Annotated in this window: 12 protein-coding genes; 8 read left to right on the top strand and 4 right to left on the bottom strand. The window is 59.8% G+C overall.

What is annotated here, in order from left to right; translation table 11 throughout:
• Positions 1-11: 11 nt before the first annotated feature.
• Complete coding sequence (locus L1F31_RS01280) at positions 12-632, bottom strand: dihydrofolate reductase family protein (RefSeq protein WP_265418930.1); 621 nt, start codon at positions 630-632, stop codon at positions 12-14.
• A 238-nt stretch (positions 633-870) separates the two neighbouring features.
• Complete coding sequence (locus L1F31_RS01275; RefSeq protein ID WP_265418929.1) at positions 871-1374, bottom strand: NADPH-dependent FMN reductase; 504 nt, start codon at positions 1372-1374, stop codon at positions 871-873.
• Positions 1375-1714: 340 nt separating this feature from the next.
• Between L1F31_RS01275 and L1F31_RS01270 the strand changes: the two genes are divergently transcribed.
• The 8 genes from L1F31_RS01270 to L1F31_RS01235 all read left to right on the top strand — a co-directional run bounded on the left by L1F31_RS01270 (position 1715) and on the right by L1F31_RS01235 (position 10728).
• Positions 1715-3208, top strand: coding sequence for an amidase (locus tag L1F31_RS01270; protein ID WP_265418928.1), 1494 nt, complete (start codon positions 1715-1717; stop codon positions 3206-3208).
• Positions 3209-3307: 99 nt separating this feature from the next.
• Positions 3308-4615 carry an MFS transporter gene (locus L1F31_RS01265; RefSeq protein WP_265418927.1) on the top strand — a complete coding sequence of 436 codons (1308 nt, stop codon included), beginning with the start codon at positions 3308-3310 and terminating at the stop codon, positions 4613-4615.
• 68 nt (positions 4616-4683) lie between these two features.
• Positions 4684-5211 carry a MaoC family dehydratase gene (locus L1F31_RS01260; protein ID WP_265418926.1) on the top strand — a complete coding sequence of 176 codons (528 nt, stop codon included), beginning with the start codon at positions 4684-4686 and terminating at the stop codon, positions 5209-5211.
• 77 nt (positions 5212-5288) lie between these two features.
• Entirely contained in the window at positions 5289-6449 is a 1161-nt protein-coding gene (locus tag L1F31_RS01255; protein WP_265418925.1) for a CaiB/BaiF CoA transferase family protein, read from the top strand.
• Between the two features lie 4 nt (positions 6450-6453).
• Positions 6454-7608: an acyl-CoA dehydrogenase family protein gene (locus L1F31_RS01250; RefSeq protein ID WP_265418924.1), complete on the top strand. Its 1155-nt coding sequence runs from the start codon at positions 6454-6456 to the stop codon at positions 7606-7608.
• Positions 7609-7622: 14 nt separating this feature from the next.
• The gene (locus L1F31_RS01245; RefSeq protein ID WP_265418923.1) at positions 7623-8996 is read left to right on the top strand and encodes an MmgE/PrpD family protein; all 1374 of its coding nucleotides are present in this window, start codon (positions 7623-7625) and stop codon (positions 8994-8996) included.
• Positions 8989-9846 carry an HpcH/HpaI aldolase/citrate lyase family protein gene (locus L1F31_RS01240; protein ID WP_265418922.1) on the top strand — a complete coding sequence of 286 codons (858 nt, stop codon included), beginning with the start codon at positions 8989-8991 and terminating at the stop codon, positions 9844-9846. Before L1F31_RS01245 ends, L1F31_RS01240 begins: the two co-directional genes overlap by 8 nt.
• A 192-nt stretch (positions 9847-10038) precedes the next feature.
• The gene (locus L1F31_RS01235; RefSeq protein ID WP_265418921.1) at positions 10039-10728 is read left to right on the top strand and encodes a FadR/GntR family transcriptional regulator; all 690 of its coding nucleotides are present in this window, start codon (positions 10039-10041) and stop codon (positions 10726-10728) included.
• Between the two features lie 65 nt (positions 10729-10793).
• On the opposite strand, the gene L1F31_RS01230 is transcribed toward L1F31_RS01235, so the two are convergent.
• A complete protein-coding gene (locus L1F31_RS01230; RefSeq protein ID WP_265418920.1) occupies positions 10794-12614 on the bottom strand; it encodes a hydantoinase B/oxoprolinase family protein in 1821 nt (606 codons plus the stop codon).
• The gene (locus L1F31_RS01225; RefSeq protein WP_265418919.1) at positions 12611-14770 is read right to left on the bottom strand and encodes a hydantoinase/oxoprolinase family protein; all 2160 of its coding nucleotides are present in this window, start codon (positions 14768-14770) and stop codon (positions 12611-12613) included. The genes L1F31_RS01230 and L1F31_RS01225 overlap by 4 nt, the downstream gene beginning before the upstream one ends.
• Positions 14771-14906: the final 136 nt, after the last annotated feature.

Below are 14906 nucleotides of genomic sequence, written 5' to 3'. Positions count from 1 at the left end.
GTGGGGCTGGCTCAGCTGTCTTCGAGGAGCGGTCCGATGACGCGATGGCGAGCGACGACGAAGGGGGCGCTGTGTCCGACCTCGAGGAGCTCGAGGTCGAGGCGACGCGGCAGCAGCGGGCGCCCCTTGCCGAGGACCACGGGCGCGGTGAAAGTGATGATCTCGTCGAGCAGTCCCTCGTCGGCGAACTGTCCGGCAAGGTCGCCGCCGCCCATCACCCACAGGTCGTGGTCGCCGGTGGCCGTGCACATCTCGTAGTAGTGGTCGGCAACGGACCCCTTGGCGAAGCGGATGTCGGGCTTCGTCCCGGCGTCGGCCGCCTTCCCATCGTCGGGGCTCTTCTCGTCGCCCGTCGCCTCCTCGGTGTCCGGCACATTCGCGTCGGCGACTTCGGGCAGGCCGAGCTTGCGGTGGGTCATCACCCAGGCGGGCACACTGTACGGCCACGGTCCGTCGAGGTTGCGCAGCAGCCATTCGTAGGTCGTCGCACCCATGACGAGGGCGCCGACACCGTCGATGAAACCGTCGTCCGGCGGCTCTTCGGTCTGGCGCAGCAGCCATTCGAGTGAGTCCTTGGGGTCGGCGATGAACCCGTCGAGCGTGGTGGCGGTGTAATAGACGGTGCGTGGCACGATGCAGTGTCCTCCTGAGTCGATCTCTCTTTCATCCTATTGCGCCGAAGGAAGCGCCCGCCGAACCGTGGACAGTTTTTGTGTCGGAGGTCCGTGTCACCCGGTGGGTGCCCGTACTAACTCGGTGAACCTGCAGCAGCTTGGTGCATGGACCGAGCTAGTGCCGGTTCACCGAGCTGACGGTGCTTCCCGGGCCTCGTTCACCGAGCTGAAGACCAGCCTCAGCCGTGCAGCAGCCTCAGCGGCCCCGCGACAAGTACGCACCCTGACTGCCGACCCAGTCGTCGAGGACCACGGCGCGGTCGTCGAACTTCGCTGTGGGGAATGCCAGACCCTTCGTCGGAACGCTCGCTCCGAGCTCGACGAGCAGAGGTCGCAGGGTCGTCTCGACGGCGAGGGTGTGTGCCGGGGAGCCGATCGTGAACACCGGGATCGCGGTCAGTCCGTGCAGGCCGCCGGCGTCGTAGCGGTCGAGGAACGCCTTGAGCAGTCCCGTGTAGGCGGCCTTGTAGGTGGGGCTGGCGATGATCGCATAGTCGGCGGCGGCCAGCCGTTCGGTGAGCGTGTCGAGGCGGTCGGACTTCCATTCGAAGATCTCACCGGTGACCTCGGCGAGTTCGATGGTCTCGTCGATCTCCGAGCCGGTGATGTCGGCGACGCGGGCGGCCAGGTCCTCTGCCACCTGCCTCGTCCGCGAGCCGGGGCTCGGATTGCCGACGACGACGGCGATGCGTGTGGTCATGCGGGGTCCTCTCCTGGTGACTGAGTCCAAGGACGACGAACACTCGCCGTCCTCCATGGCTGTCACACTAACTATGCGGACCAGAAGCCGGTTCCACTTCAGTCACGCGGAGTCACAGACAAGATTCCCCACTACGCGACCATACCGAAGATCGATTGATCAGATATTTACGGACACGAAGGCCGGATTTCACTCTATAGATTCCCTGTTGACGTATAAACCTCATAGGTTTAAGCTCGATTCTGCCATCAGAAGTTGCCACTCGTTCACCTCGAGTCACTCCAGGGCCGGTGCGCGCAGAGCCGCGCCGCATCGCACATTGCAATGAGAACGGGCTGAAATGAGCACCACCACAGAGAACCACGATGCGCACCCGGCGGCGCGCATCAACGGAGCCGTTGACAACCTCCTTGGCTCTGCCGGCAATGACCGTGCCGAATCCCTCGTTGCCGCGAGTGCAACCGAGATAGATCGCTCGTTCACACCGCCGTCGCCGCCTCAATGGCTGAAGCCAGGCGGCATTTCAGTCGATTCCTCAGATAGTCGGTGGACCAGCACCGTCGACGAGTCCCCGAGAACCGGCATCTTCCGAAGATATACAGAGTCCACGGTCGCCGGCGCAACTGTGCTCACAGAGGAACTGTCCGGACTCAGAATCACCCACAAAGACAATATCGGCATCCGCGACTATCCGATCACTGCTGGCAGCCCGGCCCTGTCCGACACGCGAGCCGAGGCTACCTCCCCATTGCTCCGTTCAATCGAAGCAGCCGGAGGAACCATTATCGGAGCCAACCACATGGCGGAATTCGCGCTGAGTCCCACCGGTCACAACCAGTGGTTCGGAGATGGAGTCAATCCTCTCAGCGACTCCCACCTGTCCGGAGGCTCTTCGAGCGGTTCGGGCGTCTCAGTCGCCACCGACGCCTGTGACCTCTCTCTGGGAACGGACACCGGAGGATCTGTCCGGCTTCCGGCAGCCTATTGCGGCCTCGTCGGCTACAAGCCCACCAATGGCCTCTTCACCCATTCTGGTCTCATCCCACTGTCCGAGACTCTGGACACCATCGGGCTGCTGGCTTCCGACACCACGATTGTGCAGCGCGCCTTCGAAGTTCTCATCTCCGACTCCGCTGTCGTCAACGCCGAAGCACGCAGCCGAATCGACGTCAGCGAGGAGGCAGTGTTCTCCGGCTTCGCACACCTGTCCCGGTCGACCGTCGACCGAGACTGCGACACCGAGGTCGCCTCCGCGTTCGCCTCTGCACTCGACGTCGTCAAGGAAATCGGACAGAGCAGTTCCAATGATTTCGGATGCCTGGACGAACGCGGAGTCGACATCGACGACGCCGATCTCAACAGGAAGTCAGTAACAATTGTCAGCGTCGAGGCCGCGCGCAACGTCGGCAGCCTCGTCGGATGGAACTGGGACCTCCTCGGCGACCAGGTGCTCTCACGCGTAATCCGCGGAACCGCGATCCCCGCCATCGGCTACGCAGATGCTCTCGCCTGCCGTTCGGCTCTGGCCGCAGAGTTTCTCGACAAGGCCATGGGACGTTCACGGTTTCTCCTCACACCGACGAGTCCGATCCTCGCACCACAGATTTCGAAGTCAGACGCGACAGGATCCCGTGCTCGCAGCGACTACATGCGAGCCAGCAGTTACACCCGCACTATCAACTATCTCGGACTGCCTGCGATCACTGTGCCGCTTCCAACCGCAGGAGCAGAGCTCTCCCCTGCTCTTCAGCTTATCGGCCGCCATTACGACGACCGGGCGCTGCTCACGGTCGCGGCAACGATCGCGGAGGCCTGCAGACAATCACAGAAATGACCGCCCAAAAGTCACCACTATTTCGGAATGAATCAGATGAAAGGCGCGACAAGGATGTCCGTTGATACCAATGCAGAACAGATAGAAATTGGGGCGCGCATGGATGCGCTCACCCCCAACACCGAGCACAGGAAACTCTTCGCCTACATCGGCGCCGGCGCCATGATCGATGCCTACGACATCTACGTCGCGGCCGGCGTCTCAGCGGCGCTGGTCTCGACTGGCTTCGCCGGCGTCCACGAGATCGCCGTCTTCATGTCGATGACGTTCTTCGGCATGCTGCTGGGAGCGGCCACTGCCGGCTTCGTCGGTGACAAGTTCGGTCGCCGGATGAGCTACCAGATCAATCTGCTCGTCTTCGCAGTCGCGGGCTTCGCGGCCGCACTGGCTCCGACCTTCGAATTCCTCGTCGGCACCCGATTCGTTATGGGTATCGGACTCGGTGCCGAACTCGTCCTCGCCGCTGCTATCCTCGGCGAGTTCATTCCTCCCCGCAGTCGCGGGCGGTGGACTGCGGCCCTCGGCATCCTCGTGAACTCGGGCCTGCTCTTCGCCTCGGCGATCGGCGCACTGGTGATCTCAAACTTCGGATGGCGCTGGATGTTCGTCATCGGTGCTGTGCTGGCAGTCATCGTTTGGCTGGCTCGGCGGAGGTGCCCCGAATCACCACGATGGCTGGTGGTTCGAGGACGACTGAGCGAGGCGCAGGCCGTCGTTGAGCGGTTCGAAGCGATGTCGGCGACGACTTTGGAGACCAATCCGCCTGTACCGACCGGCACCAACGCCTCAGACAGCGATGCCGCCGAATCGTCGGCAACGTCCAAACGCCCGTTCTGGCAGCTTGCCGTGCTCGGAACCGTCCTTGCCGTCGGCGTCAACATGTTCGTCTACGGCTTCATCTCCTGGATGCCGACGTTCTTCGTCGAACAGGGCATCGACGTCTCCCATTCCCTAGCCTATACGACTGCGATGGCTCTCGGCGCCCCCGGTGGAGGCCTCGTCTGTCTGCTGCTCATCAATAAGCTCAACCGACGCACGGCAATCATCGTGTTCTCGATCATCGTCATCCCGCTCGGCCTTGCCTACGCCGCCGCGCAGTCGATCCTGATAATCGTCATCATCGGCATCCTGCTCGTCACTGCGATCTACACCCTGGTGACGTTTGTCCTCTACTCCTACATGCCCGAGCTCTATCCAACCCGCTTCCGCCTGCGCGGAACCGGCATCTCCTACACCTTCGCTCGCGGTGCGTCGATCGTCGTGCCCTTCGTCATGTCGGGGCTGTTCGTGGCATTCGGGATCTTCGGCCCCATCGGATTCGTCTGCGCCATGGCCGTGTGCATGATCGTCGTCGTCATCGCGATTCCCGTCGAAACCCGCGGACGCAGCCTTGAAGAGATCTCCTGATCGCACACTGCCTGCCGAGACAGCGCTCCCCCTGACTACCAGCCACTGCCAACTAAGAAAGAAGAAACATGACCATCCACGACGCCACCATCGGCCGATTCTTCGAGGACTACGCCGTCGGCGACATCTATCAGCATCCCTTCGGACGCACCATCACCGAGGCGGACAACGTCTGGCTGACCAACCTGACTCTCAACACGAATCAGAACCATTTCAACGAGCATTTCGCGTCACAGAATCCGATTACCGACGGCAAGATCATCGTCAATTCGGGCCTCACTGTGGCCATGGTGCTCGGTCTGAGCGTGTTCGACATGAGTCAGAACGCGATCTCGAACCTCGCCTTCACAGACATCAACTTCCGGCATCCCGTCTATGTGGGCGACACCCTCTACGCGGAAAGCGTATGCACCGAGGCTCGTCGTTCGAAGTCCCGCGACTATGCCGGAATCATCTCGATGACGACTCGAGGCCTCAACCAGGACGGCGTCACCGTGGTCAGCTGGAAACGCTCGGTCATGATCGCCACACGGGACAGCGGGATCGGCCAGGGGCATTTCCCCGAGGCGACCGACTCGGTCAGCGACTACAGCTGAGAACCATGATGAGCACGCCTTTCACACAGTCGCGGACTCCGCAGCCAGAAAATAGAACGAACTCAGGAGGAGACAGGATGCAACCGCTTGAAGACATCCGCATCATCGCTGTCGAGCAGTACGGTGCAGGCCCTTGGGGATCAATGCAGCTCGCCGATCTGGGTGCCGATGTCATCAAGATCGAAGACCCGAACACCGGCGGCGATATCGGACGTTACGTTCCGCCGTTTCGCGAAGGAACGGATTCGCTCTTCTACGAGTCCTTCAACCGAAACAAGCGCAGCATCGCGCTGAGCCTGAGTGATACGGCCGATCGAGACATCTTCAACCGTCTCGTTGCTGGTGCTGACGTTGTCTATTCGAATCTCCGCGGCGATGTTCCGTCCAAACTCGGCATCACCTACGCCGACCTCCAAGACATCAATCCTCAGATCGTGTGCTGCAATCTGTCCGGCTATGGCGGGGGTTCGGCTGCGAAGCGACCAGGCTATGACTACATGCTCCAATCCGCAGCCGGATGGATGGACATCACGGGCGAGCCCGACGGACCACCCACAAAATCAGGTCTGTCCCTCGTCGATTTCAGCGGCGGACTCGTCGCAGCGATCTCAATGCTCGCGGCCGTCCATGCCGCCCGTCGAGACGGAGTGGGTACCGATTGCGACCTCAGCCTCTTCGATACAGCGGTATCGATGCTCACCTACGTAGGCAACTGGCATCTCAACGAGGGATTCGAACCCCAGCGGACCCCCAAGTCCTCTCACCCGTCTCTCGTCCCGTTCCAGGCGTTCGAGACCAGCGACGGATGGATGACCGTCGGCTGCGCCAAAGAGAAGTTCTATCTCCGCCTCGCCGAGGTGGTCGGAGACGAAAGACTGAACCAGGACAAGTTCTCGAGCTTCGACAAGCGGATCGAGCACAAAGCAGAACTCCTCGGCATCCTCGACGAGGCTTTCCTACAGCGCACCGCCGATGAATGGGTAGAACTGCTGGAGACCGCCGGGGTCCCCGTAGCCAAGGTCAAGAGTGTGGCCGAAGCTCTTCAGGATCCGCTGGTCGCCGAACGGGGCCTGGTCTTCGACACCAACCACCATCGTTGGGGCACGATCCGCAATATCGCGACGGCCCCGCGAGTCGGACCGCCGCTGACGAGCAATCGCGCAGCTCCGACGATCGATGAACACCGTGCCGAACTCCTGGAGGAACTCGGCACCCCAACAAACAGCAAAGGAGTTTGAGACCATGTTCGAACTCAGCGAAGAGCAGAGCGACTTCAAGACATCGCTGCGGACTTTCGTCGACAAGGAGATCATCCCCGTCGCCCGAGAGATGGAAGCAAAAGGCGAATACCCGTCCGAAATCATCGACAAGCTCAAAGCGATGGGGCTGTTCGGCCTGACCATCCCCGAGGAGCACGACGGCCTGGGCATCGATCCCGTCTCCTTCGGGATCGTCTTCGAGGAGCTTGCCCGTGGTTGGATGGGCATCGCAGGAGTCCTCGGCAGCCATACGATGGCGGCGAAGATGATCGCCGAACACGGCAACGACGAACAGAAGTCGAAGCACCTCTCCGCCCTCGCTTCAGGAGAGCGGCGCACGGCCCTCGCTTTGACCGAGCCCGATGCCGGGACCGACCTGCAGGGCATCAAGACGACGGCGAAAAAGGTCGGTGACAAGTACGTCATCAACGGGGCCAAAATGTGGATCACGAACGCCAGGCATGCCGATCCGCTGCCGGTTCTTGTGAAGACCGATACCTCGACGACGCCGGCTCACAAGGGCATGAGCATCCTCTTGGTCAACGCGGACACACCCGGCTTCAAAGTCACCAAGGACATCCCGAAGCTCGGCTACAAGGGCCCCGAAAGTTGTGAAATAGTCTTCGACAACTGCGAAGTGAGCGCCGACGCTCTGCTCGGCGGAGTCGAGGGTCGAGGCATGCAACAGGTGCTTTCCGCCCTTCAATGGGGGCGAGTGAATATCGCCGGCCGGTCGGTCGGCATTGCGCAGAGAGCACTCGAAGAATCGGTCGCCTATGCCCAGGAACGCGAATCCTTCGGCCAACCGATCTCTCAGTTCCAAGCGATCCAACTGCGCGTCGGTCGGATGGCAACACGAGTGCAGGCGGCGCGCCAACTGATGTATTGGTCGGCTCAGTCGCTTCTCAAAGGTCGGGCAGACGGAGAGACCGGCATGGCAAAGGTCTTCTGTTCAGAAGTCGCCCTTGAATCTGCAATTGAGGCGATGTCCATACACGGCGGCTACGGCTACTCGAAAGAATACGAGATCGAACGGCTGTATCGCGACGCCCCGCTGATGAGTATCGGCGAAGGCACGAATGACATCCTCAACACCGTGATCGCCAAGTCGATCTTCTCCGGCCGCACCGCGATCTGATCTCAGGAGTTCTCATGACCAGCATCTCAGAATCCATTGCCTCTTCAGTCGCTTCGATCAGGCTCGATGACATTCCTTCAAACGTACAGTCGCGTGCCCGCCATCTTCTGCTCGACTCGGTCGGGGTCGCCCTTGCCGCCAGCAATCAGGAGTTCGCGTCAATCACCATGGCCGGTCTCGCGGAACTCAATCCCGGTGAGACTCCAGTCATCGGCAGCTCGACCACGCTCTCGAAAACCGGAGCGGCGATCGCCAACGGTCTGATGATCCATGGTCATGACTTCGACGACACACACATAGCGGCCGTATCGCACGTCAGCGCATCCTCTCTTGCCGCCGTCATCAGCGCCAGCGCCACCGACGAATCGATCAGCTTCGGCGACCTCCTGCTCAGCTACATCCTCGCCATCGAAGTGAACTCCCGTTTGGGAATGGCTGTCGACGGACGGTTCCACGACAAAGGGTTCCACCCCACAGGTATCCTCGGGGCGTTCGGATCGGCTGTCGGTGTCGGAATCCTTCGTGGACTTCCGGTCGACAAACTGGTCGACGCTCAGGGTGTCGTCGGTTCGTTCTCCTCCGGCCTCCTCCAGTTTCTCGATGAAGGAGCACCGACGAAGCGGCTGCACCCCGGGTGGGCGGCCAATGCGGGCCTCCATGCTGTCTCGCTCGCCGCTGCCGGATACACAGGTCCGACGGAAATCTACGAGGGGCGGTTCGGTCTGTATCGGACTCACATTCAGGGCGAAGATGCGCCGGGGCTCGAAGTTTTCGAGAGTCTCGGTGAGACCTGGGAAGTGGCGAATGTTGCGGTCAAGCCGTTCCCCACGTGCCACTTCACCCATTCGTTCATCGATATTGCGCTGCGCCTCCGGGAGGAACCGAACTTCGACTTCGACCGGATCGCATCGATCTCTGCGAAGATCCATGATGTGCCAGGTGCAGTAGTCTGCGAACCGGCTGCGGACAAGTTGCGGCCTCGAAGCGAGTACGACGCCAAGTTCAGCCTGCCCTATCTCACAGCTGCGGCTCTGCGGCATGGGCAGATCACGTTCCCGGAACTCGACGAGACGGCTCGTACCGATGAGTCGGTTCTCAGTGTCGCTGCACGGGTGGTCGTCGAACACGACCCCGCGAGCCTCTACCCGAAAGCTTTCTCTGGGGACCTGGCCATTACGCTCGACGACGGCACCACCTTCCACGAGGCGGAGCAGATCAATCGAGGTCACGAATCCCGCCCGTTGACCAACGCCGAGGTGGCTGAGAAATTCTCCACCTGCGCTGCACCGATCGTCGGCTCCACACGAGCAGCGGAGATCGCAGCGGCCGTCACAGATGCTCCTGTTGACCGGTCGGCCGCCGCTGTCATTGGTGATTTCTGTGGTTGACGTCGACAGCGAACCGGGGAGCGTCACTGCCACGAATGTGCCGAGAATCGAGCTGAACGGCCCCGGGTGGCTGTTCGTCCCGGCCGACCGGCCCGAGCGCTTCGCGAAAGCCGCAGCTGTCAGTGACCAGGTGGTCATCGACCTAGAAGACGGAGTTCGAAAGGCCGACAAGGGGAAGGCCCGGAGTCTGCTGCGCCGGTCCGGTTTCTCCCCCGTACGAGCCTGCCTGCGCATCAACGGCCTGTCTACTGCTCACGCCGAACAAGACCTCGAACTCGCACGGGAGATGGGGTTCGGGTCGATCATGGTCCCAATGGCCGAATCGCATCAGCCTTTCTCCCAGTTGGCCGACTTTAGCGTCATCGCTCTCGTCGAGACGGCTCGAGGGGTCGTCGATTCCGATCGCATCGCCGCTCACCCCGACGTCGATGCGTTGGCCCTGGGGACGGCAGATCTGCAATTGGATCTGGGAGCGCACGCCACTGCCGGGACTGCAGGTGTGTTCGAGGACCTGCTTGCGTACGCCCGGGCGACGCTCCTCTTCGCAGGTCGCGCTCACCACCTTCCCGTCATCGACTCGGTGCATACCACTGTGGCCGACTATGCAGGGCTGCGGCGCGCTGCCGCAGTAGCGTCAGCGTACGGAATGGACGGCAAACTGGCGATCCACCCGAAACAGATCGAAATCATTCGTACCGAGTTCACTCCCAGCGAGTCGGAGGTGGCGTGGGCATCAGCAGTGGTCTCTGAAGCAGAGTCCCGCGCCGCAGGTGCGTTCGTCCTCGACGGCGAAATTATCGACGAAGTCATCATTCGCAAGGCAGAGAGGCTTCTCTCCCAGGTCAAATGACCTGCAACGCCGCCATTGCCTTCCGACACGGTTTTGCCACACGCTACGCGGTCTGCCAGCAACAATCGCACTAGCATGGCATCACAGGCAATCGTCTTCGGCTGCCGACGACCGGTTCGACAAGCCTGGCAAGGAGAGTAGACAGAATGCCCAAGTGCGCCCGCCTCAACCGTGTGACGGACAGGACCTCAGATGGTTGAGTCAAAGACCGCTTACGCCGTCGTCGCGGAGAAGATTCGTCGGAAGATCCTCGACGGAACTTTCGCTCCCGGCTCTCGGTTGCCCTCGGACGCCGACCTCCGCGAGGCCTATGCGGTGGGACAGAGCACCATCCGCGAAGCTCTGCGAACGCTGTCGAGCGAACACCTGGTCAGAAGCGTCCGCGGGGTCAACGGAGGCACATTCGTCACGATACCGACTGTCGGGCACTTGGGTTCGCAGTTGGAGGTCGGCGTCACTCTCCTGGCGTCCTCCGACTCGATCTCAATCGACGACCTCATGGAGATCCGGCACGTCACCGAAGTGCCAGCGGCTGGCTATGCCGCCTCCAGACGAACCGACGAGGACTTGGACAAGCTGCGGAACTCGGATCCGAGCCTACGCAGCGAGGAGTCGTCGTTCTCCAGCCATTCGACCTTCCACCAGCAGATAGTCGAGGCGGCTCATAACCCCTTGCTCGAGGTCGTGACGATTCCTCTGTTCAACGCGCTGCAGAACATCGTCGGCGAAGCCAATGCTGCCGCAAACATCGGCTCCAGCGTGAGCCATGATCACTCAGCACTCTTCGACGCGATAGTTCGCCGTGATTCCATGGAAGCGATGTCTTTGATGCGCCGGCATCTTGACTCCGTGTCGGACTACTACCGTAGCCGCGGACTCTGACGACATAGCTTGAGGGGCGTCTGGCTTTACCGGACGCCCCTCAACCTGTGTGTAGATGTAAGCGTTCAGCTCATTTTCGCCCCGTTGCGGAGTCGTTCGGTCGCTTCGTCGTCAACGACCCATCGTTCAGTATCAACGACAACTCCGTAGTCACGTTCAGCCTCTTCGGCCGTCAGATATTCGTCCCAGACATCGTGGAGAACCGCGAACGGGTCGCGCTCGAATGGATTTCCGAAGCCGCCGCCTGAAGGCATACGAATCTCAAGTGTGTCTCCCGCATGCACTACTTCTTGCGTGACCTTCGAGTACAGCACTTCTTCTCGGTCGGTTCCGGGATTGCGGACAAAAGATCCAGATCTTCCGTCTGCTCCGCCCAATGCGCCCGCAGGTGCATCGCTGCGATTGTCCGCTTCGGAGCCGAGAAAAGTATCCGTCATCATCAGCCAACGTCGCACACTGCCTATGCCTCCACGCCATCGTCCCGGTGCAGGGGATTCGTCTCTCAATTCGTATCGCTCTGCTCTCATTGCATGGTTGAGCTCGAGTTCTTCGATCGGGTTGTTTCTCGTGTTGGCCATGAGAGCATCGACGGCGTCCATCCCGTCTCGACCATTGCGCCCACCATAGGAGCCTTCGTTGATCTCGATATATACCCAATAGCTCTCGCCGTCTTCCGCCACTCCTGAGTACGCTATTGCGCACAACGCTGATGAGGAGCCGGCTATGGCGTGATCAGGGAGGATCGGCGCGAGAGCCAAGTTGATTGAGTCGAATACTCGATTGACCTGGGAAAAGCGAGCAAAACACGATGCCGGGAAATCCGGATTGAAGATCGTTCCCTCTGGCGCGTATGCCCTCACTGGGCGGAAGCAGCCGTCGTTCTGGGGCACATATTCCTGCGTGGTTTCTTCATCTAGAAGAATTGTTCGAATGGCACTGACGGCCACAGGCAGAACCGACCCCTCGAATGGCACGTTGAAGGCAGTCGGCACCTGTTCGTTCGAGCCGGTGAGATCAATAAGCACCTCGTCGTCTTCAATGTCAACGCGGACAGAGACTTTGAGCGGGACGCCTCGGTTCTTGCCGTCGTCATCCAGGTAGCCGACCGGTGCCTCGTAGCTGCCATTCGGAAGCTCCTTGATCCGGTTGCGAAGCATCGTCTCTGAATAGCTCATCCACGTTTCGCTGGCGCTCATGACTGTATCGAGCCCGTATCCCTCAAGAAGCTCGAGGAATCGGCGTTCTCCGATCCGAGCGCATGAGATGAGCGCTTCCAAATCGCCTCGGTTCTGCTCCGGAGTACGTACGTTATCGAGGATGTGCTGAATGAGCATGTCGTTCCGCACACCGCCGTCGTAGATCTTCATCGAGTCCATAAGCTTGCCTTCAGCCCATACATCGACGACATCCATACACAGGCCTGGGAAGTTTCCGCCGATGTCAGACACGTGTCCTGTGCATCCGGCGAAACCGATGTGTTCATCGTTCCAGAAGATCGGGATGACGATTCCATAGTCCGGTGAGTGCGCGGCTCCATGGTACGGATGGTTGTGCAGGATGACATCACCCGGCTTGTACGTGCCGGCCAATCGTCTGTTCACCCCTTTGATGTATGCGGGTATCGAACCACAGTGCATGGGGGTCGAGTCAGATTCGCACAGTTCGCGCCCGCTGACATCGAAAATGCCTGCCCCGAGGTCTTCCGATTCCCGGATGAGACTCGAATACGCCATTCGGTAAAGGACCTGGGCCATTTCTTTGGCCATGGAATCGAGTGCTCCACCGATCACTCGCAAGGTAATCGGATCGACTTCGACAGAGTTCCATGTGCGAACTGCTTCCGGCGCTAGTGAGACGCCAGATTTCGGCATTGCAGCTTTGCTCACGACGTGCTCCTTTCAATGATGATGTGGCCGAGTGAATCGACGGATGCTCTCTGCTCAGTTCCGATGACTGTTGTGGAGTCGAATTGCTCGACAATCGCCGGTCCTTCGATCTCGTTGCCCGCCTTCAGGAGTTGTCGAGAGTAGACGGGAGCGTCGACCCACTCTGGGTCGCCTGCATCGTCAGTCCAGATCAACATCTGGGTTGTCGTCACAAGGGCCTCGGAAGCGTCCGTTCCGCCAACTGCGATTTCTGGAAGTTTGATCTGTGGGACTGCTCCGATCCCGGTAACGCGAACATTGACGAGCTGAACGGCCTTATCATCGAATCGCTGTGAATACATGCGGCCATGTAGCTCGTGGAACGCTTGCGCCACCTTCTGGACCCACTCTGTATCAATTGGGCCGCTGGGGGCTTGAACTCTCAGTTCATAACCCTGACCGACATACCGGCAATCAACACTCCGCTCCAGGCTGACTTGTTCATCCGAGAATCCGTCAGCTTGCAACTGCTTCTCAGCCTGAGTCGAAAGCTGATCGATCTCTCGCGCCAGCAGTTCGATGTCTGCGTCATCTGACGAAGTCCAAGCCGTGGTGGGAACCTCATATCTGATGTCAGTGGCAAGCAACCCAACTGCTGAGGTGATTCCAGGATGCATGGGAACGATGACCCGAGGAATATTTAGCTGCTTGGCAATGTGCCAGGCGAACAGAGGTCCCGCTCCGCCCTCTGCGACGAGCGAGAAGTCACGTGGATCGTAGCCCTTGCGAACCGAATGGAGGCTAATGGCTTCAGTCATGGAGTGGGCAAGGACGGTGAAAATACCCATTGCAGCTTTCTCAAGGCTTGTTTCAAGAGGCTCTGCAATATGTTCACAGATTGCAGCAGCTGCGAGCTCGGGCCGGACGGTCATGGTCCCCGATAAAAAGCTCTTCTCTCGCAACCAGCCGAGAACGACCATAGCGTCTGTTGATGTTGGTTCTGTCCCGCCCTTGCCGAAACAGGCCGGACCGGGAACAGCACCCGCGCTTCGTGGCCCAACTCGGAACATTCCGCCCTCATCGATCGAGGCGATCGATCCGCCGCCAGCGCCGATGGTATCCACTTCTGCCATAGGCACCATGGCGTGGTAATCCCCGATTCGGGTGTCCAGCAGATGTTTCATACGTAGACGACCGTTCGGAGCTACCCCCACATCTGCAGAAGTTCCGCCCACGTCCAGAGTGATGACGCTGGGATATCCTGACGCTTCACCGATCGCACAGCCGCCGATCAAGCCTGCAACTACTCCACTGGTCAGGAGGAGAACCGGAGTCTCTCTGGCACTGCGGGCCGTGACAAGACCACCCGCGGAAGTCATCAGATGGACATCATCGCTGATTCCGGCCTCGCTGGCCTTCTCCACGAGTCGAGCAATGTAATTCGATGTTTTGGGGCCGACGAACGCATTGAGCGCGGTGGTCGAGAACCGTTCATACTCTCTGTACTGACTAGCCACTTCGCTCGACAGAGAAATGAACACTTCGGGATACTCTTCCTGAATGATCTCTTTCACACGGAGCTCATGAGTCGGATTTCGGTACGCATGAAGAAATGCAACAGCGATCGCGGCTACGCCGCGCTCGCGCAACAGTCGCACTTCCTGACGAACTGCATCTTCGTCTAATCCAGTGAGTACCGCTCCGGACGCATCGATTCTTTCCGACACCGTCCGCCTATTTCGACGCGGGACGAGCTGCCACTTCTGCCACGGAAGTTCTTGATAGTTCGAATAGTTGAGCGGTCGCTTCTTCCGAGCGATGTGCAGGAGATCTCGAAATCCTTCGGTCGTGATCATTCCGACGTCATCACCGTTGTGTTCAAGAACGATATTGGTTGCCACTGTCGTTCCGTGAAAGAACATTTCGATGCTGGCCGGATCTGCCTCTGCCTTACGAGCGAGTTCCGATATCCCGTCCATAGTCCCCACGGATGGATCATCGGATGTAGATGGAGTCTTGTGTACTGTGATCGTGCCGTCGTCGTCCCACAGGACCAGATCGGTGAAGGTACCGCCGACGTCAACTCCCAGTCGTTTCATGGATTTCCAATCAGAAGCCGGAGCAAATTGTTGCGATGGCAACACTGCCTTGTGCTGCACCACAAAACGAATATACATCAGATCATTAAGGGCGGCTAGACCGATTATGAGACTAAAACTCGTAGAATACTCCGAACCTCCGGGATATTCATCTGATCAAGTCCCCTGAAGACAGGATTCTTTTAGGCCGTATAATTCTTGCCCCAATCTCACC

Origin of the sequence: Brevibacterium spongiae (assembly GCF_026168515.1) — a bacterium.
GTDB lineage: Bacteria > Actinomycetota > Actinomycetes > Actinomycetales > Brevibacteriaceae > Brevibacterium > Brevibacterium spongiae.
Note: the sequence above shows the minus strand (reverse complement) of the source record. Positions and strands in the feature narration are given on the sequence as shown.